Origin of the sequence: Gillisia xinjiangensis (assembly GCF_046298265.1) — a bacterium.
Lineage (GTDB): Bacteria > Bacteroidota > Bacteroidia > Flavobacteriales > Flavobacteriaceae > Gillisia > Gillisia xinjiangensis.
On the sequence record NZ_JBKAHK010000005.1, the window covers coordinates 73,822 to 97,286 of the forward strand.

General features: G+C 38.3%; 19 protein-coding genes. 11 read left to right on the forward strand and 8 right to left on the reverse strand.

Features of this window, described 5'->3' with window-relative positions:
• Positions 1 to 50: 50 nt before the first annotated feature.
• The 3 genes from ACKGJN_RS09860 to ACKGJN_RS09870 all read left to right on the forward strand — a co-directional run bounded on the left by ACKGJN_RS09860 (position 51) and on the right by ACKGJN_RS09870 (position 2,587).
• Positions 51 to 1,448, forward strand: a complete 1,398-nt coding sequence (locus ACKGJN_RS09860; RefSeq protein WP_409539324.1) for a hypothetical protein — start codon at positions 51 to 53, stop codon at positions 1,446 to 1,448.
• A gap of 163 nt (positions 1,449 to 1,611) precedes the next feature.
• Positions 1,612 to 2,169 carry a YeeE/YedE family protein gene (locus ACKGJN_RS09865; RefSeq protein ID WP_409539325.1) on the forward strand — a complete coding sequence of 186 codons (558 nt, stop codon included), beginning with the start codon at positions 1,612 to 1,614 and terminating at the stop codon, positions 2,167 to 2,169.
• A gap of 1 nt (position 2,170) precedes the next feature.
• A complete protein-coding gene (locus tag ACKGJN_RS09870) occupies positions 2,171 to 2,587 on the forward strand; it encodes a DUF6691 family protein (RefSeq protein WP_409539326.1) in 417 nt (138 codons plus the stop codon).
• A 101-nt stretch (positions 2,588 to 2,688) separates the two neighbouring features.
• On the opposite strand, the gene ACKGJN_RS09875 is transcribed toward ACKGJN_RS09870, so the two are convergent.
• On the reverse strand, positions 2,689 to 5,241 hold the full coding sequence (locus ACKGJN_RS09875) for an ABC transporter permease (protein WP_409539327.1): 2,553 nt from the start codon (positions 5,239 to 5,241) through the stop codon (positions 2,689 to 2,691).
• Complete coding sequence (locus ACKGJN_RS09880) at positions 5,241 to 5,927, reverse strand: ABC transporter ATP-binding protein (RefSeq protein WP_409539328.1); 687 nt, start codon at positions 5,925 to 5,927, stop codon at positions 5,241 to 5,243. The genes ACKGJN_RS09875 and ACKGJN_RS09880 overlap by 1 nt, the downstream gene beginning before the upstream one ends.
• Positions 5,928 to 5,993: 66 nt before the next feature.
• On the opposite strand from ACKGJN_RS09880, the gene ACKGJN_RS09885 reads away from it, so the two are divergent.
• Both ACKGJN_RS09885 and ACKGJN_RS09890 read left to right on the forward strand, forming a co-directional pair.
• Complete coding sequence (locus ACKGJN_RS09885; RefSeq protein WP_409539329.1) at positions 5,994 to 6,692, forward strand: arylesterase; 699 nt, start codon at positions 5,994 to 5,996, stop codon at positions 6,690 to 6,692.
• Positions 6,693 to 6,737: 45 nt separating this feature from the next.
• A complete protein-coding gene (locus ACKGJN_RS09890) occupies positions 6,738 to 7,214 on the forward strand; it encodes an SHOCT domain-containing protein (RefSeq protein ID WP_409539330.1) in 477 nt (158 codons plus the stop codon).
• Here the strand turns inward: ACKGJN_RS09890 and ACKGJN_RS09895 are convergent.
• The 4 genes from ACKGJN_RS09895 to ACKGJN_RS09910 all read right to left on the reverse strand — a co-directional run bounded on the left by ACKGJN_RS09895 (position 7,211) and on the right by ACKGJN_RS09910 (position 11,335).
• Complete coding sequence (locus ACKGJN_RS09895) at positions 7,211 to 8,305, reverse strand: sensor histidine kinase (RefSeq protein ID WP_409539331.1); 1,095 nt, start codon at positions 8,303 to 8,305, stop codon at positions 7,211 to 7,213. The two genes, ACKGJN_RS09890 and ACKGJN_RS09895, sit on opposite strands and share 4 nt — an antisense overlap.
• Positions 8,306 to 8,475: 170 nt before the next feature.
• Positions 8,476 to 8,694 (reverse strand): exodeoxyribonuclease VII small subunit, encoded by a 219-nt coding sequence (gene xseB / locus ACKGJN_RS09900; RefSeq protein WP_409539332.1) that lies wholly within the window; start codon positions 8,692 to 8,694, stop codon positions 8,476 to 8,478.
• Between the two features lie 4 nt (positions 8,695 to 8,698).
• Positions 8,699 to 10,015, reverse strand: a complete 1,317-nt coding sequence (gene xseA / locus ACKGJN_RS09905; RefSeq protein WP_409539333.1) for an exodeoxyribonuclease VII large subunit — start codon at positions 10,013 to 10,015, stop codon at positions 8,699 to 8,701.
• A gap of 180 nt (positions 10,016 to 10,195) precedes the next feature.
• Entirely contained in the window at positions 10,196 to 11,335 is a 1,140-nt protein-coding gene (locus ACKGJN_RS09910; protein ID WP_409539334.1) for a saccharopine dehydrogenase family protein, read from the reverse strand.
• Positions 11,336 to 12,078: 743 nt separating this feature from the next.
• Here ACKGJN_RS09910 and ACKGJN_RS09915 point away from each other — a divergent pair.
• The 6 genes from ACKGJN_RS09915 to ACKGJN_RS09940 all read left to right on the forward strand — a co-directional run bounded on the left by ACKGJN_RS09915 (position 12,079) and on the right by ACKGJN_RS09940 (position 20,665).
• A complete protein-coding gene (locus tag ACKGJN_RS09915) occupies positions 12,079 to 12,879 on the forward strand; it encodes an SDR family oxidoreductase (RefSeq protein ID WP_409539335.1) in 801 nt (266 codons plus the stop codon).
• A gap of 28 nt (positions 12,880 to 12,907) precedes the next feature.
• On the forward strand, positions 12,908 to 14,293 hold the full coding sequence (locus ACKGJN_RS09920; protein WP_409539336.1) for an aldehyde dehydrogenase: 1,386 nt from the start codon (positions 12,908 to 12,910) through the stop codon (positions 14,291 to 14,293).
• Between the two features lie 602 nt (positions 14,294 to 14,895).
• Positions 14,896 to 15,843 carry a tRNA dihydrouridine synthase gene (locus tag ACKGJN_RS09925; protein ID WP_409539337.1) on the forward strand — a complete coding sequence of 316 codons (948 nt, stop codon included), beginning with the start codon at positions 14,896 to 14,898 and terminating at the stop codon, positions 15,841 to 15,843.
• Between the two features lie 60 nt (positions 15,844 to 15,903).
• Entirely contained in the window at positions 15,904 to 18,105 is a 2,202-nt protein-coding gene (locus ACKGJN_RS09930) for a B12-binding domain-containing radical SAM protein (RefSeq protein ID WP_409539338.1), read from the forward strand.
• Positions 18,106 to 18,316: 211 nt separating this feature from the next.
• Positions 18,317 to 18,715, forward strand: a complete 399-nt coding sequence (locus ACKGJN_RS09935) for a BLUF domain-containing protein (protein ID WP_409539339.1) — start codon at positions 18,317 to 18,319, stop codon at positions 18,713 to 18,715.
• 879 nt (positions 18,716 to 19,594) lie between these two features.
• Entirely contained in the window at positions 19,595 to 20,665 is a 1,071-nt protein-coding gene (locus ACKGJN_RS09940; RefSeq protein ID WP_409539340.1) for an AI-2E family transporter, read from the forward strand.
• 80 nt (positions 20,666 to 20,745) lie between these two features.
• Here ACKGJN_RS09940 and ACKGJN_RS09945 read toward each other — a convergent pair whose 3' ends face one another.
• Together ACKGJN_RS09945 and ACKGJN_RS09950 are read right to left on the reverse strand one after the other, a co-directional pair.
• Entirely contained in the window at positions 20,746 to 22,422 is a 1,677-nt protein-coding gene (locus ACKGJN_RS09945) for a cation:proton antiporter (RefSeq protein ID WP_409539341.1), read from the reverse strand.
• Positions 22,422 to 23,243, reverse strand: a complete 822-nt coding sequence (locus ACKGJN_RS09950) for a universal stress protein (protein ID WP_409539342.1) — start codon at positions 23,241 to 23,243, stop codon at positions 22,422 to 22,424. Before ACKGJN_RS09950 ends, ACKGJN_RS09945 begins: the two co-directional genes overlap by 1 nt.
• Positions 23,244 to 23,465 lie beyond the last annotated feature (222 nt).

Below are 23,465 nucleotides of genomic sequence, written 5' to 3' on the forward strand. Positions count from 1 at the left end.
TAAGAAGGCTTTTAAAGAGTTTTGCAAAAAAATTACTTTAAATAATACAAATGAAATTAGCTAAGTGGTATTTTACAATTATATGGTTAAGTTTTAATTTCACCCTTTTTGCTCAGGAAAACAACGAATCTGGGGTACAGGAACACAATGAATCTGGAAATAAGGAAATCTCACAGCTAAAGGATATTTTTCGGGATGCCCAATTTCATGGACATTTCCGAAATTATTTTATGAATACCATAAACCGTGGTGACCTAAGGGATTATTATACCAATGCAACAGGAGGTGCTGTGGGATTTACAACCGGAAATTATAAGGGTTTTGAAATTGGCGTAAAGGGTATTTTTACCTATAAAACCTTTGGCAGTGATCTTGGAATTGAAGATCCTATTACAGGGAAAAACGCAAAATGGGAATATGAACTTTATGATGTTGTAAATAAAGGGAATTTCAAGGATCTTGATAGGCTGGAGGAATTATTTATCCGGTACCGGTTTGGGGATTCTTATATTACCTACGGAAAGATTGAAACGGAATATACACCCTTGTTAAACCATAGCGACGGTCGCATGAAGCCTTTTGCACATCGGGGAGCATGGGCAAATTTACGTTTTGACACTGTGCACCAGGTTAACCTTGGATGGTTAAACGGGGTTTCCCCCAGGGCCACTACCGAGTGGTTTAACTTTGAAGAAGGGATGGGACTCTTTTATAATGGTTTCCAACCCAATGGGGAATTAGCTGAATATCACGAATATTACCCTTCTTCAGGAATTGGGATCTTTAATTACCGTTTCAAAAAAAACAACCTTCATTTAGAAGTATATGATTTTTATTTGGATAAAATGATGAATACCCTCTGGACAGAAGCGGGATATGACTATAAAAACTTTAACCTTGGAGTGCAATATGTATATCAGTCTCCTTTTTCTTATTCTGAAGAGCTTCCTTATGAACATCGATATATACAACCCGATGAAAATGCACAGGTATTAAGTACTCAATTAAGCTGGGAACAGGCTGGATGGAAATTTGGTATTGCGTATACCCATGCCTTCGATACAGGAAGGTTTTTATTCCCGAAGGAATTAGGAAGGGATCATTTTTTTACTTCAATTTCCAGATCTCGCTTGGAAGGACTTGGAAATACAGATGTTTTTACCCTGAAAGGGGAGTACACTATTCCAAAACCGGACCTGCATATAGGATTGGAGTTTCAACAACTTACAGGCCCCGAATCAGCTGTTTTTGAGTTCAATAAATATAATGTAACGGAATCTCTTCAGCTAAATACGCATTTAACTTATAAAATTCATGGCTTTCTGGAAGGCCTAAGCTTTGATTTTCTTTGGATTTATCGGGAAAATAAGAATAGTTTAGATGCCCAAAGCATCTTTAATAAAAGCAATTTTAATCAGCTTAACTTCGTTACAAACTTCGATTTTTAGAGTGTCCGAAACTAGGAGGAATTCCTGAAAATTGGGTTTAAAAGAAAAACACCTGTTTCATTTAGAATTCTAATTCTTTTTTTATAAAAATAATAATGTAACTTTTGTTACTGTGGGAATTAATATTAAATGAGTTCTTTGCATCTCAAAAAAAATAACTTCTATGAATTGGATATTTGAACCCTGGCCCTGGTATGTTTCAGGCCCATTAATTGCCTTAATAATGTTTTTGCTGCTATTTGTGGATAAACAATTTGGAATGTCTTCAAATTTAAGGACCATGTGTACCATTGGTGGCGCAGGTAAAAAAGCCGATTTTTTCGCCTTCGACTGGAAATCACAGCGATGGAACCTGGTAGTAGTCCTTGGAGCAATAATTGGCGGATTCCTGGGTGCTCATGTCTTAACCAATGATCCCTCTGTGGCCATTAATCCAGATACTATAGCAACCTTGGAAGGATTGGGTTTTGAGAATGCAGGAGACACCTTTTTGCCGGAGCAGTTATTTGGTTTGGAAGCATTTTCCAGCATAAAATCCTTATTGATCTTGTTAGGCGGAGGTTTAATGATAGGTTTTGGTTCCAGATATGCCGGAGGTTGTACCTCTGGACACGCTATTTCAGGCCTTAGTAATTTACAATTGCCCTCACTTATAGCGGTAATTGGATTTTTTATTGGTGGATTGGTGATGATCCATCTTTTATTCCCTTTAATTTTTTAAGATGAAAAGAACAGCAGCATATTTATTTATAGGTATATTTTTCGGAATAGTGATGTACAAGTCGGAAGCGGCTTCCTGGTTTAGAATTTATGAAATGTTTCAGTTTGAATCATTTCATATGTACGGGATCATAGGATCAGCCCTGTTCCTGGGAGTATTGGGCGTATTCCTTATCAAAAAGAATAATGTGAAATCCTTTTATGGGGAGCCTATCAAGTTTACTCCAAAGGATAAAAGTTTTAGTAGGTATATGTATGGAGGAATCATTTTTGGTCTTGGCTGGGCACTGGCCGGATCTTGTCCCGGACCCATTTATACCCTTATTGGAGCAGGATACGTTTCTATTTTAGTGGTTTTAGTGGGTGCTTTGGGAGGAACCTTCCTCTACGGCCTGGTACGGAAAAAATTACCACATTAGAGACGCCCAATATGGGCGTCTCAGAAACGCGTCTCGTCTTTTGGCGTGCCGGTTTAAGACGCCCGTGTGCCAATTTAAGAGACGCCCTTGTAGGGCGTCTCTTAAATTGCCTTTCTCAAGACTTCCAGTGGCGGACTTGTAATAACACTTCTGCTATTCGATAAGCCAATTATCAACACCAACAGCACAATCCCCGGGAACAATACGAGAAAAGGTATCCAGGAAGGTAAGAATGGGGAATCGAATAAGAACCAGGCCAACATCTGGCTGCTTATAAGCGATAGAAGGATACCCGACAAGCCACCTAAAACCCCTAGGTACAAATATTCCAAGGCTAAGATTTTTAGGATCTGGTCGCTTTTGGCTCCTAAAGTTCTTAGTAGTACACTTTCCTTGATTCGTTGATATTTACTGGTTCTAACCGCGCCTAAGAGAACGATAATCCCTGTAAGTATGCTGAAAAATGCCATAAAATTGATTAGCCAGGAAATTTTATCAAGGAGACCTTCTATTACTGTAAGTACCTGTTTAAGGTCGATTATGGTCACATTTGGATATTTTTTCACCAGCTCCTGTTGCAAATTGGCCGAGCTTTCCTCATCGGGAACATTAGAGCTAAGCACTCGAAACTGAGGCGCATCTTCCAGCACACCTTTTGGGAAAACAATGGAAAAATTCATCTGCATCCTGCTCCAGTCCACGGTCCTGATGCTTCCTATAGCGGTATTTAACAATACTCCCTGAACGTTAAAAATTATTTTATCACCAACCTTAACTTTTGCATCATCGGCAAAATTATCGCTTATTGAGATAGGCACCATTTCGCTATCCTGCACTTCGGAAATCCATTCCCCATCCTGAAGACTTTCAGAAGCGATAAGAGAATCGCGGTAAGTAACCCGAAACTCATGATTGAGTATCCAGCTGTTCACATTGGAGGTTGTATCTGCCCTCAATTCATTCACCGATTTTCCAGCGATGCTTTGAACCCTCATTGTAACAATTGGAATATCATCCAGAACGGGAAGGTCTTTTCCGGTGATGGTCTTCACAACAGCATCTTTTTGTTGAGATTGTATATCAAGAAGAATTATGTTTGGACTGTTGGATTTTGTTTCAAGAGTTGCCTGGGCCATTAAAACATCTTTGGTGAAATAAAGTGTGCTTATTAGAAAAGTTCCAACTCCAATAGCCAATACCAAAGTGAGGGTTTGGTTTTGAGGTCGAAAAAGATTCAGCAAACTCTGTCTTGCGGGGAATCCCCAGGAGTGGGGAAAGTATTTCTTTATTAATTTCATAAATGCTTTCGCGACTCCTGCTAAAATGGAGAAGGTGAAAATAATTCCTGCTACAAAGGAGAAGGAATACCGCCAATCTTTTAACAACCAATAAGAAAAGAGTAAAATAAACAGAAAAATTCCCAACAAAACCAGCATTCCTGCTTTGCCCGATTTGGATTTGCTCTCATTCTGTACCCGCAATGCTTGTAAAGGCGAAATGTATAAGGTTCCCATCAGGGGATATAAAGCGAACAAAACGGACATGAAAATCCCCAGCAATAATCCCATAAGGATCACTTGAGGAGAAAAGGACATTTGAACATCTACAGGTAAGAGATCGCCTAAAAACAATGGGAATAATTGCTGAAGAATTAAGCCCAGACCGGTACCGGCAATGCCGCCTAAAAGCCCCATCACAGCAATTTGTATTAAATAGATTAGAAAGGTTTGCCTTTTGGTAGCACCTATACATTTAAGTATGGCTACTGAGCGTAATTTCCCTTTGATGTAAATATTTATAGCACTGGCAATCCCAACACAACCCAGTAAAAGAGCAATAAAGGCTACCAGGTTAAGGAACTTTCCAAAATTATCGTACCTGCGGCCCAATCTTTGGCTGGTGGAGGTATGCGTGTCAAGATCGGCATCCTGGGTATCGAGCTGTGGACCAAGGTTTTTATCGAGTTGTTCCATACTCATACCCTGCTTTGCCACAAAATAATAATCATAACCCACGCGGCTTCCGGTTTGTACCAGACCTGTTTCAGAAATCAACCTGTAGGGAATAAGAACAGGTGGTGCCACAGAACTAAAAATTGCGGTACTCCCCGGAACCGACTTTAATGCCCCTGTAACAGGTATGGTTATCTTTCCTATTTTAATGCTATCGCCGGGCTGTATCCCTAACTGAAGCATCACAGTTGCATCTACCAAAGCAGCATTCTGTTCCTGATAAAGGCCTGCGGCTGTTTCAGGTTCTGTTTCCAACTCCCCGTAAAAAGGGAAACCCCCTTCAATTCCCCGTACCTGGACTAGTTTGGTGACATCGGTTTTTGGAAAAGCAGCCATAGACGTAAAACTGATTTCCCTGGCATCTGCACCACCCAGGGAATCCATTAGTTCAAGAACCCGTTCATTTGGTGGGTTATTGGAGTCTATTCTAAAATCAGCACCCATTAAGGATTTTGATTGCAGGGAAATGTTTTCCTTGAGATTTTCGCCAAAGGACTGTATGGAAACAACTGCAGTAATTCCTAACACAATAGATGCCATAAACAGGATAAGCTTACGGCTGCTCGCTTTTCCGTCCCGCCAGGCCATTTTTAACAGCCAGCCAAAATTCGTCCGGGAATTAATGGTTTTATTTACTTTCATTATAGCGTATCTATGGGGTTTTCAAGAATTCTCCCACCTTTCAACCTTAGGATGCGTTGGGTTTTTTGTGCCAGTTCTAAATCATGGGTAACGATTACCAGGGTAGTGCCGGATTCCTTATTCAGATTAAAAAGCAAGTCGATTACTTTTTCTCCGGTTTCAGCATCAAGGTTTCCCGTGGGCTCATCGGCAAAAAGAACCGAAGGAGTATTGGAAAATGCCCGTGCTACGGCGACCCGTTGTTGTTCACCTCCTGAAAGTTGTGATGGATAATGATGAAAACGATCGCCAAGTCCTACTTTATCAAGAAGTTCCATGCCAACTTTGGAAGCGTTTTTTGCTCCCTGTAATTCCAGTGGAACAGCAACATTCTCCAGCGCGGTAAGTGTTGGTAATAATTGAAAATCCTGAAAAACAAAACCTATATTTTTATTTCGCAGAATAGCGCGCTCATCTTCGGTAAGGCTGTTCAATTGTGTTCCACAAAGATTTATCGAGCCCGAATCGGCTTGATCCAAACCGGCACAAAGTCCGAGTAAAGTGGTTTTTCCACTTCCCGACGGTCCTACAATTGAAAAGGTTTCACCTGCTTCTATATCAAAATTGATGTCGTGTAATACTGTTATTTTTTTTGAACCACTGGAGAAGGTTTTCTCCAGGTTGCGAACGTTTAATATCTTTGTCATCTTTCGACTCTTATTTTTTCTGAATTAAGACAAAATAAAGAAAGATTTTGATTTAATCCCTGTGCTATGAGAAACTTGTTGGTATTTTGTGCTTTGTTTAGTTTTATCTTTTTCAACTCTTGTGGGGAATCCCCAAAAAATGAGGAGGAAACCCGGTCAGAAAAAGTTTCAGAAAATGAAAACCAGGAAAAAAGTGAGGCAGGAGTGATCCTTTTCTTCGGAAACAGCCTTACCGCCGGAATGGGACTGGATCCAAATGAAGCTTTCCCGGCTGTTATTCAGCAAAAAATAGATTCTTTAGATCTTCCCTATGAAGTGGTTAATGCCGGATTAAGCGGAGAAACCACCGCAGCCGGAAAAAACAGGATAAACTGGGTTTTGAATCAGGACGTGACTGTTTTTGTCCTTGAACTTGGCGCGAATGATGGTTTACGTGGGATCCCTCTGGAAGAAACCAGAAAAAACCTGCAGGAGATTATCAATACGGTACGGAAGAAAAACCCGGATACAGAGATTATTCTCGCCGGAATGCAGATCCCTCCAAATATGGGACAGGAATACACTTCAGAATTCAGGAATATCTTTCCGTCACTGGCTGAAAAGAATGATGTTCATCTTATTTCTTTTTTACTGGAAGATGTTGCCGGAAATCCTGAATTGAACCAGGGAGACGGAATTCATCCTACCGCACAGGGGCAAAAGATCCTTGCCAAAAATGTTTGGGAGGTTTTGGGGCCTGTGATTCGTAAAAAGAGAAACCTGTAATTTGGTTTTAAAACAATATCTTGGTATTCCTAATAAAAATAAACTATGTCTGATCCGATTATATTTAAATCCAGTTATTTTCTTAGAGCTCTTAACAGGGATCTCAACCCATTTACTCCAAATATAGTACTGATAGATGAGGAGCATATCGAATTTAAAAGAAGGAACTGGCATCTCATTTCTGAAGACACAGAAACTCTGCATTTTAAAAATATCACCGGTATTACGGTAGATTCTCATCTTTTTGGAACCACAATTACAATAAAGAGTACAGGAAATGATCCTATACAAATTCGTGGCTTTTGGAAAAAGGAGGCACAAAAAATCAAAGAGCTTTGTGCTACTTACATCGAAGCAAATAATAAAAAAAACAGCAATGAGGCATTAACCAAAGCGATTGAAAGTCAACGTGGGAATTACAGTGTGGCAGATGAATTATCTAAATTAAAAAATTTGCTGGATCAGAATGTGCTTTCTCAGGAAGAGTTTGAAGAACAAAAACGCAGGCTTCTAAAAGGCTAATCCTTGAAGGTTAAGGTAAAGGTTGTCCCCAGGTTAACCTGACTTTTCACTTTTATAGTTCCTCCCAGGCTTGTTATTTGTTTCTGAACTAAATATAACCCAATTCCCTTACTGTCGATATGATTATGAAATTTTTGATGTAACCCAAAAATTTTATCTTTTACATTCTTCATTTCAAAACCTATTCCGTTATCACTGAAAATAAGTTGTGTGGAATTCTTTAGTTTTCTGGAAGAAATTGAAATAACAGGATAAATTTTCGGGTTGGAATATTTTATAGAGTTTGAAATAAGGTTGAGAAAGATACTTTGCATATACCCTGCATTAAACTTTACTGCCTCAGCTTCAGAAAAATCGATTTCCAAAGTAGCTTTGGAATTACTAAACAGCGTTTTAATTGAATTCATTGTGACTTGCAGGATTTCAGGCAAAAACACCTTTTCAATTTTTACGTTTATTTTTTCTTCCTGGCTTAAATTGTCTACATATTCATTCAGGGTGCTTTTTAGCTTTAAGGTGGATAATTTAAGCATATCCATGTATTCCAGGGTTTCTGGATCCTCAATTTTTGATAGATCTAATAATCTGAACAAGGATAACATATTATTAACCGGTGATCTCAAATCGTGGGATACTGTATAGGTGAATTGTTTGAGTTGCTCATTTACGCTGGTGAGGTTGGTAAGCAGTAAATTCCGTTCTTCCTCCAGGTTTTTTAAATGGGTAACATTTTTTGCGATGGCATAAATTAACCTTCTGGAAGGTTCTGAAACAGAAGTCCACGAGAGCCAAACAATTTCTCCTGATTTGGTTACATACCTGTTTTCAAAATTTAAAAGGGGTTTATCTTTATTTATACTTTCCCTGAGTTTGGAAGTGATCGTTTTGTCTTCGGGGTAAATAAAATCGCTCACGTGCCCCGCCATAATCTCTTCTGTCGAGTAACCCAGTAATTCCGAAAAAGCTGGATTGGCTTTTTTGATATAACCGTCATAGGTCGCAATACATAGAATGTCTGCGGTTAACTCAAAAAAATGATTAAGATCAAAGCGTGGCTCAGATTGTAGGTTTAAAACTTCATTGTCCTTCATGCTGTAGTTTTGGGGAACTAAATAGTTGAGGGTAAATAATTATATATTGGCTAAAAATACTTATTTTCTATACAATTAAATCAATTTGAATAAATTATAAGCAGAAAGTTTCTAAGAAGGAATTTCTTAACTTTTGAAGAATTTCTGACAAATTTGAGGGTAAACCATTCTTATTTCCCGTTATCGACAGAATAATTCCTGATTTCTTCCAGGATATCCTGAACATTTTTTTCAGTCTTGAAAAGTTTATCCTTGCATATTTTTAAAAGTTCAGAAGCGCGTTTGATTTTGGTGTCCAGTACATCGATGCTAATCTCAGAATTTTCCATTTCTGAAACAATCTCCTGAAGCTCCTTATGAGCATCGGTATAGTTAATTTCTTCAGTCATTTTTTTATTTTTTTACAATTTTTTCGATTCGGCTGAATAGGTTTCCCTTATATAATTGCGTTTCCAGCAGAAGGTCCTCTTGAATTTCATCGGAATCCCGAATCACTTTTCCATTTTGGCGTGTAATGCTAAACCCTCTTTTCAGGATGTTAAGCGGAGACAACATTCCAATTTTTTCTTCGGTGAAACTTAAATTTATCGCAGCTTCATTCAAGGTTTTTTTAGCATTGGCCAAAATGGAACGTTTAGCCTGATCCAGCATGTTTTTTTGTTCATTTATCAATCCCTGACTCCGGTTGTCAAGCACAGTTGCAAGTTGGTTGAGGTTTGCTCTTGAGTTATTCATGGCACTTCCCGTAAGTGAACTAAATAGCCTTGCTGTTTCCTTTAGGTTGACTTTCTCCTTCTTAAACATCCTGTTCACTTCATTCTGAATCTTTTGTTCGGCATCTATCACCGGAACAGCAAAATCGTTGAATTTTTGCAGCAGGAATTCGGCTATTTTAGTTGGGGTGATGAAGCTTTCATAGCTAACCAGTTCACTTACGGTCTCATTTGCGGAATGTCCAATCCCGGTTAGGATTGGGATAGGAAAAGTGGCTATTTTCTCTGCCAGCAAATAATTATCAAAACTGCTTAAACCAATTTCCCCGCCGCCGCCACGAATTATTGCCACCGCATCAAATATCTCTGAATGTTTTTTAATTCGTTCCAGCTGCTGACTTATGGAACTCACCGCCCGTTCTCCCTGTAAAATAGCAGGAAATAGCAGGAAATGATATTTATAGGCCAAGGGATTATTTTGTATGATATCTATAAAATCCCCGTAACCTTTACTGGTTTCAACAGAAATGATCGCGATGGTTTTAGGTAAACTGGAAAGAAGTGTTTTTTTATTTGCATTAAAAATTCCGGCTTCCCGCAGCTTTGCTATAGTATGGGCTTTTTCCCTTGCAAGTTCTCCCAGAGTATATTCAGGATCTATATCGACGATGTTTAAGGCAAGCCCGTGGAGTGGATGATAGGAAACAGTTCCCTGGACAACCACCGTTATATTGTCTTTAAGTTCCTCCTTCAGCACAGATTTGAACTTGGCATTGATCATTTCAAAATTGCCACTCCATATATTTCCCCGAAGTTCCGCGATCACTTTTCCATCTTTTTTCTCTACCAGGCTTGGGTAACAGTGGCCGCTTTTTGGATAGTAATTAAGCCGAACGATCTCAGCCTTTATCCATATTGTTTTATTGCAATATGTATTAATTACATTTTGAATGGATGTAGTTAGATTGAATAAGGAATAGACTTTTTTTTCAGGCATTGGGACACCTTTAAATTTGGGTAGGCTAAAGATAATCAAAAACCTCAAGGCAAGCCTACAAGGTATGAATGAAAAATACTTTTAAAAATTGCGAGGCAGGCCCGCCTGAATGAAATTTATTTTGGGCAGGCCTTGGGGAACCTGCCCGTCCGTCAGGTGGGTGAAACCCCCAATGAGGGATTAAAAATCCCCATATACCGGCAGGATAAAGTTCCCATTTAAAAACTTTTTTGGATCTATCTGGCTTTGCAATATAACTCCTGTCATTTTAGATTCAAGCAGAAGTTGAGCTGCCTGCAGGAAGGGTGCGGCGGTTGTGGTTTGAATTGCGCGCAACCTGTATTTCCCTATTTTTTGAGGGAGTATGCGTTTAGCGATCTCCCGGCGGCGTAAAGTCCCTGCTGCATCTTTGCCTTCAACGGCGGCATATAAAACAATTTGATCGTCTTCGCAATATGGAACAACAACTTCCATTTTTTCCTGCAATACCGAAATTTTATCCGAATTTTCAATCCCGGAAATCTGTTTTTCCACCCAGGAATAATGTCCCGGATATCTTAGGGTTTTGTAGTCCAGGGACCGAACTTTTCCTGCCAGGGCATCAGGAAGATCTGCAGCTCCACCGGAAGTGAGATCTTCTTCATAGGTTATTCCATCTATAATAATATGAGCTCTTTCAGACAAAGCTGGCAGCGCTGTTTTTTTGAAATCCCGAAGTGCCAATGCGGTTTTTACATATTCTGTAGCTACTCCCACGGGACTCCAGGTAAACCCATAATAATGCGGAGCAACTACGTGCCGTGTAAGTGCGCCAACTTTAAATTCCAGTTTATCTACTTCATCAATTTTAAAATCCTCACAGAATTGCTGAAAAAGTCCATTCGCAAGTATATCGACATAGCCAGGAGCCAGCCCGGATTGAAGAACAAAACCTGTTTTGCTGTTCTTTGCCATTTCGATTATTTCATCGGTTTCTGCCACATATTCGGTTAGGTTGGCGTAATGCAACTGATATTCTTTTGCAAGTCTTGCGATTTTTGGAGCCAGGCTGCCCGGAAGGCAGTCCAGGATAATATCTCCCGCGCTCAGGATCCTTTTCATTTCTTCTGAAATTCCTTCTTCCTGAAGATGAAAAGCTTTAACAGAACATTCCTTTTCTGTACCCGCTTCGATCCAAAGTGCCAGTTTTTGCGCATTTGAAAGGGTTCGGTTTCCAATAAACAGGGAAGGAGTAACTTTGCTCCATTCCATAAGCATTAGCCCTGCTGCTTCTGCTATACCACCGGCTCCGGCAATTATGATGTTATAATGTTTGTTCATAAAAGAAAGTTAGTGCTTTATTTCGGAATTTTAGCTGACGGAATACCGATCACATAAAAAGCAAAGACTAAAAAAAGGCAACCTCCATAGGACATTCAAGATTAATAATACCGGAAATCCCTACTTGCAATTGGCCAAAAAGCGATTTAAATTATTGTACGGAAATTAAATTCAGCAGAACGGATGGTAATAAAATTACATTAAAAAACATTTAGGGTTTTAAATCGGCTTATGCTCTCTTTGAGGCCAGCCCTAATTTTTAGCTTATCCATAACAGTTTTTAATTTTCGGTATATAACCGGTTGGTATCAGGTGCGAAATTTCAATTTCCATTTCGTGGTATTAACGCTAAAACAATTGTTATGAAAACACTTAATTTCTTTATCGAAAATTACAAGAGCGCTACAGAGGGTTTTAATTTTTTAGGGAAGATTTTTGTTCTGCTTGTTCTCGCGTTTATTTTCATTGCCGTTTTATTTGCAATATTCGGGGTGGCACTGGATTTTTTCCGTTGAAGAGCTCTTTGCGATTAAACAATTAAAAAGCTAAAAAAGTTACTTTCCTGAAAATGATATTCAGGGAGAAAGGACAAAAATTGCTTTAAAAAATTTAGAAATTAAAACCTAGGGATATTCAGCCCTCAATAAGGGATTAAATATTCCGCACATATAATTAAAGGTCTGGTGTTGCCCAGGCCTTTTAACTTTCCTACTTTTAGAGTCATTCTGTTTAATTGGAAACGCATGAAAGATCTTAAAGGTAAAACGGTTTTAATTACCGGAGGAGGTTCGGGCATAGGTAAACTTATGGGAAAGCTGGTTCTTGAGAAAGGAAGCAACTTAATAATTTTTGATATCAATGCTGCAAATCTTAAAACAACAATCTCTGAATTTTCAAAATTGGGAAAAATATCCGGTTACCAGGTGGATGTTTCAAATCCTGAAGAGGCAGCAAAAGCGGCTTCACTTGTTGAAAAAGAACAGAATGAGGTGGATGTTTTGATCAATAATGCGGGCATCGTGGTTGGGAAATATTTTCACGAACATTCAATTTTGGATATAGAGCGAACCATTAATATTAATACGATTGCCCCTATGTATGTAACCCGGGAGTTTTTGCCGCAAATGATGAGGCGTAATTCGGGACATATATGTAATATAGCTTCCTCAGCAGGATTGATCTCCAATCCAAAAATGTCGGTTTATGCAGCAAGCAAATGGGCGCTTATTGGATGGAGCGATAGTCTTAGGCTGGAGATAAAACAATTGGAAAAGAATATAAATATTACCACTGTCAATCCTTATTATATCGATACCGGAATGTTTTCAGGAGTGCGCTCTTTAGTCCCGGTTTTAAAGCCGGAAAAAGTTGCCCGACAAGTCATACGAGCTATAGAACGAAATCGAATATTTTTAACAATGCCCTGGAGTATGAGAATTGTTAGGTTAAGCCAGGGACTATTTCCGGTTTGGTTCTTTGATTGGTTTGTAGGGAAGGTTCTTGGGATGTACAAAACGATGGATCATTTTGAAGGCAGAAAGTAAGCTGGGCGCTAATTCTAAAAAAAAGTAAATGATAGAAATTTCGAGTACCAAAATAGAAAATATTTATAAAGCTCAGAAAGCATTTCAGGCATCCCACCAAACTGAAAGTTTGGATTTCAGGATTGAGATGCTCAAAAAATTAAAGTCGGCGGTTGTTCAATACGAAGATCGGATTTTAGAAGCACTTTGGAAAGATCTTCATAAATCCGGGGAAGAAGCTTATCTCACTGAAATCAGCATTCTTAACCAGGAAATTGATTTTCACATAAAGAATTTAAAAAACTGGGTTAAACCACAAAAAGTGTCTAATCCGGTGCATCTCTTTCCATCGACTGGCAGAATTTATTATGAGCCATTTGGAGTTGTACTTATAATAGCCCCCTGGAATTATCCTTTTCAACTGGTTATGAATCCCCTTGTTGGTGCAATAGCTTCAGGTTGCTGTGCTATTTTAAAACCTTCAGAATCCACTGGACATATAGCAGCCGTCATGGATGAAATGATAGGAGCAACCTTCGATGAAAATTATATAGCCTTAATTCAGGGCGATCAAAGGGTTGGGGAGCATCTTCTAAAACTGCGCTTCGATAAAATATTTTTTACAGGAAGTACAAAAGTTGGGAAAATTGTGATGAAAGCCGCGGCAGAAAATCTCACTCCTGTAATACTTGAACTGGGAGGTAAGAGTCCGGGAATTGTAGATGAGAGTGCAGATATAGATTTGGCAGCCAAACGTATTGCCTGGGGGAAAACCGTCAATGCCGGTCAAACCTGTATAGCTCCGGATTACCTGCTCGTTCATCATTCAGTGAAGGAAGAATTAATTAAAAAAATACCTGTTTATCTTGAAGAGATGTACGGAAAAGATATTCAGAAAAGCGAATTTTATGCCCGGATCGTACATGAAAAAGCTTTTGATGGATTAGTGGAATTATTGGATAAAAGCAAAGGAAACATCCGTTACAGCGGAACTTTTAACCGGGAAGAATTGTTTTTTCATCCAACGATTGTGGACGAGATCTCACCCGGGACGGATTCCCTGATGCAACAGGAAATATTTGGCCCAATATTGCCGGTGATCACCTTCACAAATTTATCGGAGGCGATCTCTTTTATAAATTCCAGGGAAAAACCACTTGCTCTATATTATTTCGGAAAAAATAAAGAGGCTGAGGAAGTTATAAAAGGAACCAGCTCCGGAGGAGTTTGTATTAACGACACCCTAATGCATGTAGCCAACCATCATCTGCCTTTTGGTGGAGTTGGAAATTCTGGTTTTGGCACTTATCATGGAAAAGATAGTTTTCTCGCATTCAGCCATAAAAGAGCGGTTTTAAACTCGCCTACCTGGATTGATATACCATTTAAATATGCCCCTTTCAAATATTTTGAATTTATAAAGAAGTTTTTGTAAATGCTTATTCACGGGTATTTAAATCAATAGCTTTGGTCATTATTCGGAAAAAAACCGGATCTCCCGGGGAAGATTTTCCTAAGACTACTTTTTCTTATTTTTAATTGGGATGTATTGAATTCCGAAGGATAGAAGCAACAACAGTAAAAACCCAGAACCGGAAATAAAGAAATAGGAATATAGGTTAGAAAAAGACTCAGAAAAACTCAGGCAAACAAGAGTCATAATATAGCAAAAGGCGAATAAGAAGAATAAAGTGTAACGTAGTATAGTTAAAGGTTTGGGCATTAATTCAAAAAAAATTATTTTTATTTAAAAAAATCAATTCAAATATAGTGTTAAAAGTAAGCCTTTTTTATCTGTATAATTATTAATCATTAAAATACAGTCCTTCGGTAATTTTGATACGAATTTTTAATCTATCCTCGCTTTTGGTACCAACTCTACCATTTAAAAATAAGGGATACTTTTAAAAAGTGAATTTTCAAACAATAACCAAGATTTTTAACTCCTTATATAACCTGATAAAAAAATTAATTCAGCCCAAATCCAATACCCGATGGATTAGGCTTTTCTGCTATCTTTGCCGGAATTAAAACACCATGAAATTTACACTGCTCTCCTCCCCACTCCAGGGATTTACAGATTTCAGATTTAGAAATGCCTTTCATCATTACTTTGGAGGAATAGACACGTTTTATGCGCCTTACATCCGTTTGGATGGGAAGCTCGTTGTTAAAGCTTCCTACCAACGTGATCTACTGCCTGAAAATAATGCCACCCCGGAGTTGATCCCGCAGGTTATTACAAACGATGCCGAAGAATTTTTGTTTGTCGCAAAATATGTTCAGCAGTTTGGTTATAAAGAGCTTAACTGGAATTTGGGTTGCCCATATCCTATGGTTACAAAGCGAGGGATGGGATCCGGACTTATTTGTAATCCCGCAAAAATTGATCATATTTTGGACAGGGTTCATTCAGAAACCGATATTGTGGTGTCTATGAAAATGCGAATGGGCTATGAAAATAGTGAAGAGATTCTTGATACATTCCCAATTCTGGACAAATATCCGCTTAAAAATATAGCCATTCACGCCCGGATTGGAAAACAGCTTTATAAGGGGGGAGTAGATCTGGATGCTTTTCAACGCTGTATAGATAATACCAAACATACGCTGTATTACAATGGGGATATTACTACAGTAACCGGATTTCAAAGTATGCAGGAGCGTTTTCCTGGTATTGATCAATGGATGATTGGAAGAGGCCTTATTGCCGATCCTTTTTTGCCCGGCATGATAAAAAATAATACCACCGAATATCCCAAAAACAGATGGGAACTATTCCGGGAGTTTCATGATACCATCTACGAACAGTACGATGCAGCCCTATCCGGACCAACTCCTATTAAAATGAAAATGCAGGGCTTTTGGGATTATTTTTCCCAGTCATTTTCCAATCCGCAAAAAACGTTTAAGAAGATCAAAAAGGCCAATAACGCGATTGCATACAAACAAGCCGTGCGGGAAATATTTAACAGCGAACAATAAACTACCTTTGCAAGCATTTAATCCCTCTGTGAGGGAGGTTTTTGATTTTAAGCTTCAATTTTGAAAGATATGTTACTCCTTACCCCGCCTTTTACTCAATTAAATACTCCGTACCCTGCAACGGCTTATCTAAAAGGCTTTTTGAAGACAAAACATGTAGACGCTTTTCAAATGGATTTGGGTATTGAAGTTATTCTGGAACTGTTTTCTAAAAAAACCTTCAGGAGATTGTTTGATATCGCTTTTGAAACGGATGCAATTGTTTCTGAAAATTGTGAACGTATATATGCGCTAAAAGAACATTATTTGCAACCTCTGGATGAAGTTATCCGATTCTTTCAGGGCAAAAATCCCACTTTTGCAAGACAAATTTGTACAGATAATTTTTTACCACGTTCCTCCCGGTTTGACCAACTGGATGATATGGACTGGGCATTTGGTTCCATGGGAATGCAGGATAAGGCGAAGCATATTGCAACGCTATATCTGGAAGATCTGTCCGATTTTATTATTGAATGTATAGACGATAATTTTGGCTTTAGCCGCTATGCGGAGCGACTGGGGCAAAGCGCCAATTCCTTTGATGAAATCTATGCTCAATTACAAATGCCCACTACTTTTATAGATGACATTACTTTAAAAATCCTGGATGGTAGATTAAAGTTGGAACAACCAAAATTGGTGTGTGTTTCGGTGCCTTTTCCTGGGAATTTATACAGCGCTTTTAGATGTGCCCAATATATAAAAGCCAATTATCCCGAAATAAAAATTGCTATGGGCGGTGGATTTCCTAATACGGAACTCCGCTCGGTTTCAGATGTTCGGGTTTTTGAATTCTTTGATTTCATCACGCTCGATGACGGGGAGTTACCCATAGAATTAGTACGCTCAAATGTGCTGGATCCAACTCCGGAAAATCTAGATTACAGGCTGTTCAAAAGGACTTTTTTGATGGAAAAGGGGGAAGTCACCTATAACAACACTTCAGCCAGAGCAGACTATAAACAGGCTGAGGTAGGCACTCCTGATTATTCAGATTTGTTCCTCAAGGATTATATTTCGGTTATAGAAATCGCCAATCCTATGCACAGCCTTTGGAGTGATGGCCGTTGGAATAAACTCACGATGGCGCATGGCTGTTATTGGGGAAAATGTACCTTCTGTGATATCTCCCTGGATTATATAAAAATTTACCAGCCCGTAGCCGCGAAATTACTGGTGAACCGCATGGAGCAATTGATCGCGCAAACGGGAGAGACCGGATTTCATTTTGTAGATGAAGCAGCGCCTCCCGCTCTCATGAAAGCGATGGCTTTTGAAATTATTAAGCGAAAAATCACGGTTACCTGGTGGGCCAACATTCGGTTCGAAAAGAACTTTACCCGCGATCTTTGTCTGTTGCTGAAAGCTTCAGGTTGTATCGCTATCTCCGGTGGACTTGAGGTGGCATCAGACCGACTGCTGAAATTGATCGAAAAAGGGGTTACGGTAGAGCAGGTTGCACAGGTAACCCGAAATTTGACCGAAGCCAATATTATGGTGCATTCATATTTGATGTATGGGTACCCCACGCAAACGGTTCAGGAAACTGTGGATAGTCTGGAAATGGTGCGTCAACTTTTTGAAATGGGCATTTTGCAATCCGGGTTCTGGCATCAGTTTGCGCTTACTGCACATAGTCCTATAGGTTTAAATCCTTCAGAATATGGAATTACGCCACATTACAATGACATCACATTTGCAAATAACGATGTAGATTTCAAGGATAAAACAGGAATTGATCACTCTAAATTTAGCTTCGGATTAAAAAAATCGCTCTTTAATTTTATGCACGGAATTGGATTTGATATGCCGCTGCAGGATTGGTTTGATTTTAAAATTCCGAAGACACAGATAAAATCAGATTTGATACAGGCCTATTTAGCACCTGAATTTAATTTCGATATAAAACCTTCAGCAAAGATCATCTGGTTAGGCGGTATGCCTTTGATAACTGAACAGGTTAAAACAAAAAGAGGCATAACAAGGCAGCAGCTAACTCTCTCTTTCCACGATATAACTGAAAGCTTTAATATCACTATGGAAAAAGAGGAAGGGGAGTGGCTGTTGAATTTTCTGGAGCAGTTAATGCCTGATAAGGAAAAACAACTAACTTTTTCCCACTTAAAAAAAGATTTTGAAACCCGTTTTGAAGATTTCGAACTTTTCTGGTTCTCCAAACCGATTAAAGTTTTAAAAGATCACGGTCTGCTGGTGCTTTGATCCCTATTGAGGCTGGCCTCGAATTTTTAAAGTGTTTTTCTCCTGATATTGTGGGACACACATCGTGGGTTTGGCCCTAAAATTTTCCTGGCTGCAAGAAATTAATAAAGGTGTGTTTCCTATGGTGCTAAAAAGGTTTACTGTTTACTTACAATCCAGAATTAATATAATAAATCATTATATTGTAACATAATTAGATAGATTAGAAAATATGCGTTTTGCGATATGCTATGTTAGTACTGCAACCAAAGATCTCCCGCAGAGTGAAGTTGTGAAAATCCTGGAAGAAACTCAAATCAGAAATAATAAACACGGAGTAAACGGCTTGCTTATTTATTCCGACGGTAATTTTTTTGAGGTTATAGAAGGTGCGGAAATTAAGATCAAGGATCTTTTTAAAATAATCAGGGAAGATACAAGGCACAAAAATATTATTATGATCTTTGAAAAAGAGGTAGATAAACCATTTTTCGAGGCTAAGGATGCAAATTTCATTTCAGAAGATACACAGCACCGCCAAATGGACGTAGAGAATTTTTTATACTATATAAAAGATCTTGACGAAGGCACACAAAAAACGGTGAAAAATATTCTTAAGGCCATCGGTTAACAGGTGATTTCTTTGAAATCCTAAAGGAATGAAGCCTGGCCCTGCGCTATCAAAATTTTAATAAAGATAGAAGATAAGGACACCAACCACCCCTCCAATTAATAAAACATGAAACAGCGCAAAGAGGCTTTTAAAAAAAAGTATATCACGATTTGCGGAAAATTGGGAACTCAATTCTCTTATTTCAGAATATTTTTTCAATGCTTTCATAGCTTGGTTTTAATTGATAGCAATGCAAGAATACAAGTTTAAGTCCAAAGTTTTTTATGAATTTTTCCAATGGGGTAAACAAGCTGTAAAAACCCAATAAATTAACAATTATTGATGATTATAGGGAAGTCAAATCTTCCTGCAGAAAACTTATAATGAGGTATTTGTGTCTTATTTTTGTGATTGTTTTTTTCTCTAAATCCTTTTTATTTTTTAGGATCGATTTAACAATCTAAAAACCTTCAAATTTTTAATTTCAGGTAATATCTTTTTCCGGATCTGGGATTTGACCTAGGGGTCTTTCTGCTTTTAACATGCCTTTTGAGCTTGCAGTGCGAGGTAATTGATTAAATATGGCTTTGTTCTGAGGGTGTTTATTTTTAATTTAGCGCATTAAAGGACTGTCATTTAAAGATCAGGAATATTAATAAAGATTTTATAGTTTACATTTACAAGGCATTTCGTGAAAAACAACTAAAAAATGATTCATTTTTAATCCTGCTTTTAACCGAAATCATACCTAAAACCCCGGCACTAATTTTAGCAAAGAATATGCAACAGAATGCTGTGGTGAGATAGAAATTTGATTTAAAATCATTAAGAAATGGAGTTCAAACAAATAAATCACATTGGTTAAATTGATAATTTACTTAATTCAAATTTTTAAAAATGTCACAAGGTAAAAGGATTCTGCTTTATTCCACTTTAGTGTTTGTAGGAGGATATTTTCTGTTTACAGGTCTTGTAGAAGCAAAGGGTTTTTTGGCACCGTTATTAACTGGGGTTATCCTGGCACTGGTTGTTCTTCCCCTTTCACGGAAAATGGAAAAAGCAGGAATGGGAAGAGGCATTACATCTTTGCTGTCCACCTTTTTAATATTTTTATTCTCTCTTGGTTTAATTTGGCTTATTTCATTTCAGGTAAAGAGTTTTATAGACGATTGGCCGGAAATAAAGGAAACTATGAAACCCAAAGTGGAGCAACTAAGATCCTTTGTAATGGAACAAACCCCTTTATCCAAAGAAGATATGGATATTTCGGGAGAGGACGGGGAGTTCTCTTTGATAGCGGCAGTATCCCAGAAGAGTGAGAAGGCGCTAGGTTTTTTTAGTCAGACCTTCGGTTTTTTCGGGACTTATTTACTGGTGTTTATCTATACCTTTTTTCTGCTTAATTATAGAAACAAATTTAAGAGATTTATAGTGCTGCTTTTCCCTGATGAAAAGAAAAAAGAGATCCAAAAAGTCGTGGGTAAATCCGGAACTGTGGTTCAGGAATATTTGGTAGGGACTTTGCTTTTAATGCTTTTTCTTGGGATAGTTTATTCCATAGGGCTTGGCATAACAGGTATTGATAATTTTATACTCGTAAGTTTTATTGCGGCTTTTCTAACTCTAATTCCTGTGGTGGGTAACATTATTGGTTTTTCCCTTGCATTGATCTTAGGCTATCTAACTACAGGGGAAACTTCGGCTTTAATAGGTGTTATAATCACATTTAGTGTAGCCCAGATGCTTGAGAACTATGTGCTTCAGCCATTTGTAATTGGCGACAAGGTAGACCTGCACCCCTTTTTCGTTATTTTGGCGGTAATATTGGGAGGGGCAACCTGGGGGATCATAGGAATGATTCTGGCTATCCCGGTTATGGCCATTATAACCATAATTTCTTTGAATGTACCGGCCTTATATCCTTTTGGGTTTTTATTCAGTAAAAAAGCGCCCGATAAAAAATCCTGATATCAATACAGAAAACGCTGTTTTTTTGGATTATTTACAAAACCGATAAAAGGCTGACTTCCACTTTTCTCGATTTTTGGTCAATTTTTCACTTCCAAACCTGTTCCCTCAATTTCAGATAAAAAGGAATTATAGAAATTTTCTGCGGCCATTTGATGGGGTAGTAATACCTGGTATGGTCCCATTTTACTTAAAGCATTATAATCTTTTTCGTGAATTGCGGTAAGGTATACTTTACCTTCATACCCCGTCCTTTCAAGTGTTTTAATAAGGTGCATGGAATGATTCATATCGGAAACGGTACTTATCACATTTTTGGCATTTTGAAATGGTATGCGTTCCAGGAGCTCAGGATCCTCAATGTCTCCATATACAATGTTGGGGTTTTCTTTCTGAAAATTCTTTACAACTGTGGGGTCAAAATCTACACCCAGGAATTTCACATTGGTATAGTCCTGCAGTAATTTAGCGAGTCTTCCTCCAAATCTTCCCAGTCCAAAAATTATAAGATCATATTGATTTGTGGTCAAAGAATGCATTTCAATTTCATTGTTCGGATGTTTTTTTTCAAAAACACCCAGGATAGGAGCAATAAGATTATAGATTTGGTGCGAGTAGAGAATAAGGTAGGTGGAGAGTCCTATGGTAATTAAACCTACCAGGGTAATCAAGGCCAGAATTTCATCATTGATATGACCAATACTAAGTCCTAGTCCGGCAAAAATAAGAGAGAATTCACTTATTTGGGCAACGGTTAATCCTGCCAGAAAAGCCGTTCTTTTTCTATATCCCATAATCCCCATTATGATCAAAACAATAATGGGATTCCCTATTAATACAAAGCCTGAAAACAGCAGGGCAGGAGCAACCTGGCTCCCGATGATAGATAGATCCAGATTTGCACCAAGATTTACGAAAAAGAATATGAGCATAAAATCCCTTAAACTTATAAGCCGGCCACTTATAACTTCTTTAAATTGTGAGGATGCCAGGCTAACCCCCGCGAGAAAGGCACCAACTTCTCCGCTAAAACCCATTAATTCCCCGGCTGATGCGAGTGCAACAGCCCAGGCAATGGCAAACAGGATCAACATTTCCTGAGATTTTGCCAGAAAGAAACTCAGTCTGGGAATTATCCATTTCATGGCTATAAGGGCAATAGCAAAGAGAATTCCACCGGCCAGCAATGTCCTAACAATATTATAAGCCAGGGAAATATCCGAGCTCTGGCCAAGCGCAGAAAGAACAACCATTACCAGGATTACCACAATGTCCTGAACAATTAGAAATCCAATGGCAATTTGGCCGTGTAAAGAATCGATCTCTTTTTTGTCGCTAAGTAATTTGATGATAATAATGGTACTGGAAAATGTAAGTGCAACGGCAATATAGAAACTATGCAAATTGGAAAATCCCAGGCCTATGGCGATAAAATATCCAATTAAGGAGGTGAAAAACACCTGGCCGAGCCCGGTCATCAATGCAATCCTTCCCACAGATTTTATGATGCGTAGATCAAGGTTTAGTCCTACTATAAATAATAAAATGGCAATCCCTATTTCTGCAAGCAGGTGAATATATTCTGTAGATTGTACTATGTCCAGAAAAGAGGGCCCAACAATTATCCCAAGGGCAATAAACATTACAATAAGTGGCTGTCGCAGGAATTGTCCCAGGGCTCCCAAAACGGCCGCCAAAAAAAGAATGAGCGCTAGCTCAAAAAATGGATTTTCCAAAAGTAGCGAAGACCACGACATTATGGGAGTATTATTAATGGTACTGCACCGTGATAAATGAGATCATTTACTATAAATTTTCTAAAAACCTGATCATTAAGGCTGCGGGTCCCTTTTTGTAACACAAGAAAAGTTCTATTATCCCCGGGCATAAATTTCTTTATTTCGTCAAAGGCATTTTTTCCGGAAAAGATTTTATAATTTGTATTTGGGACCTTCACTCGATAATCTTCACTAAGCTGTTTAATGTATTTTAGGGTGTCATTTTCTTTGTCATCTGGGGTTACAACCGAGATGAATTCCAGTTCCTGTACACTTCCTTCCAGCGTTCTCAAAAGATAATCCAGTCCCGATTTATTTAAAGGATACCTGTAATTTATTCCTATGATCAATTTTTCTGGTTTGAAATCTTTTGTCTTTAATGGAACTGCGATGGTAACAAGGTTTAAATCGTCAATTATCTTTGAAATGGTACTTCCTAAAAAGATTTTTTTTAAGATTCCGGTTCCTTTAAGGCCGGCAAGTACCAAATCGTCTGAATCATTACTTCCAATTTCAGGCAGGAGAATAACGAGAGGTTTTTGAGTAACCAGGTATTTTATATTTTTTTGTGAAGAAATTTTTTCCTTTGCCAGGTCCTTTAGTTTTTTAAGCGCTTCATTTTTTTCAACCTCAATGATCTCTTTTCGGCTGTTATCATCAGAAAGAGCAGGGACCATTACGGGTACCTGGTGAATCAATAAAATATCGGCTTTTGTAATATCGGCCAGGGTATCTGTAAAGTCCAGCAGATTCTCAGAATATGAGGAAAAATCTATTAATGTAATTATTCTTTTTTTCATTTTATAAAAGGTTTATTCCTCCTGGAAAAGAAGTGATTGGTTGATTTTTTAAAGCTTTAATCCCTCATTGAGGGTTTAATTCCACGAGGCCTGCCCGAATCATTCATGCGGGCTCGCCTCGAGGTTTTTGATTTAAGCTTTAATTTACGATTTTTTCAAGAAACTTCTAACAAAAGGGGTTCGGTACCCTGTAGATAAATAATCGGGAATTTGCAGAAGGAA

Bases quoted from the DNA above. Each gene is read 5' to 3' on its own strand.
- ACKGJN_RS09925 (WP_409539337.1), top strand. From the start codon at position 14,896: ATGAAATTTACACTGCTCTCCTCCCCACTCCAGGGATTTACAGATTTC.
- ACKGJN_RS09885 (WP_409539329.1), top strand. From the start codon at position 5,994: ATGAGAAACTTGTTGGTATTTTGTGCTTTGTTTAGTTTTATCTTTTTC.
- ACKGJN_RS09945 (WP_409539341.1), bottom strand. From the start codon at position 22,422: ATGTCGTGGTCTTCGCTACTTTTGGAAAATCCATTTTTTGAGCTAGCG.
- ACKGJN_RS09935 (WP_409539339.1), top strand. From the start codon at position 18,317: ATGCGTTTTGCGATATGCTATGTTAGTACTGCAACCAAAGATCTCCCG.
- ACKGJN_RS09910 (WP_409539334.1), bottom strand. From the start codon at position 11,335: ATGAACAAACATTATAACATCATAATTGCCGGAGCCGGTGGTATAGCA.
- ACKGJN_RS09950 (WP_409539342.1), bottom strand. From the start codon at position 23,243: ATGAAAAAAAGAATAATTACATTAATAGATTTTTCCTCATATTCTGAG.
- ACKGJN_RS09940 (WP_409539340.1), top strand. From the start codon at position 19,595: ATGTCACAAGGTAAAAGGATTCTGCTTTATTCCACTTTAGTGTTTGTA.
- xseA (WP_409539333.1), bottom strand. From the start codon at position 10,015: ATGCCTGAAAAAAAAGTCTATTCCTTATTCAATCTAACTACATCCATT.
- ACKGJN_RS09865 (WP_409539325.1), top strand. From the start codon at position 1,612: ATGAATTGGATATTTGAACCCTGGCCCTGGTATGTTTCAGGCCCATTA.
- ACKGJN_RS09860 (WP_409539324.1), top strand. From the start codon at position 51: ATGAAATTAGCTAAGTGGTATTTTACAATTATATGGTTAAGTTTTAAT.
- ACKGJN_RS09915 (WP_409539335.1), top strand. From the start codon at position 12,079: ATGAAAGATCTTAAAGGTAAAACGGTTTTAATTACCGGAGGAGGTTCG.
- ACKGJN_RS09875 (WP_409539327.1), bottom strand. From the start codon at position 5,241: ATGAAAGTAAATAAAACCATTAATTCCCGGACGAATTTTGGCTGGCTG.
- xseB (WP_409539332.1), bottom strand. From the start codon at position 8,694: ATGACTGAAGAAATTAACTATACCGATGCTCATAAGGAGCTTCAGGAG.
- ACKGJN_RS09895 (WP_409539331.1), bottom strand. From the start codon at position 8,305: ATGAAGGACAATGAAGTTTTAAACCTACAATCTGAGCCACGCTTTGAT.
- ACKGJN_RS09890 (WP_409539330.1), top strand. From the start codon at position 6,738: ATGTCTGATCCGATTATATTTAAATCCAGTTATTTTCTTAGAGCTCTT.
- ACKGJN_RS09920 (WP_409539336.1), top strand. From the start codon at position 12,908: ATGATAGAAATTTCGAGTACCAAAATAGAAAATATTTATAAAGCTCAG.
- ACKGJN_RS09870 (WP_409539326.1), top strand. From the start codon at position 2,171: ATGAAAAGAACAGCAGCATATTTATTTATAGGTATATTTTTCGGAATA.
- ACKGJN_RS09880 (WP_409539328.1), bottom strand. From the start codon at position 5,927: ATGACAAAGATATTAAACGTTCGCAACCTGGAGAAAACCTTCTCCAGT.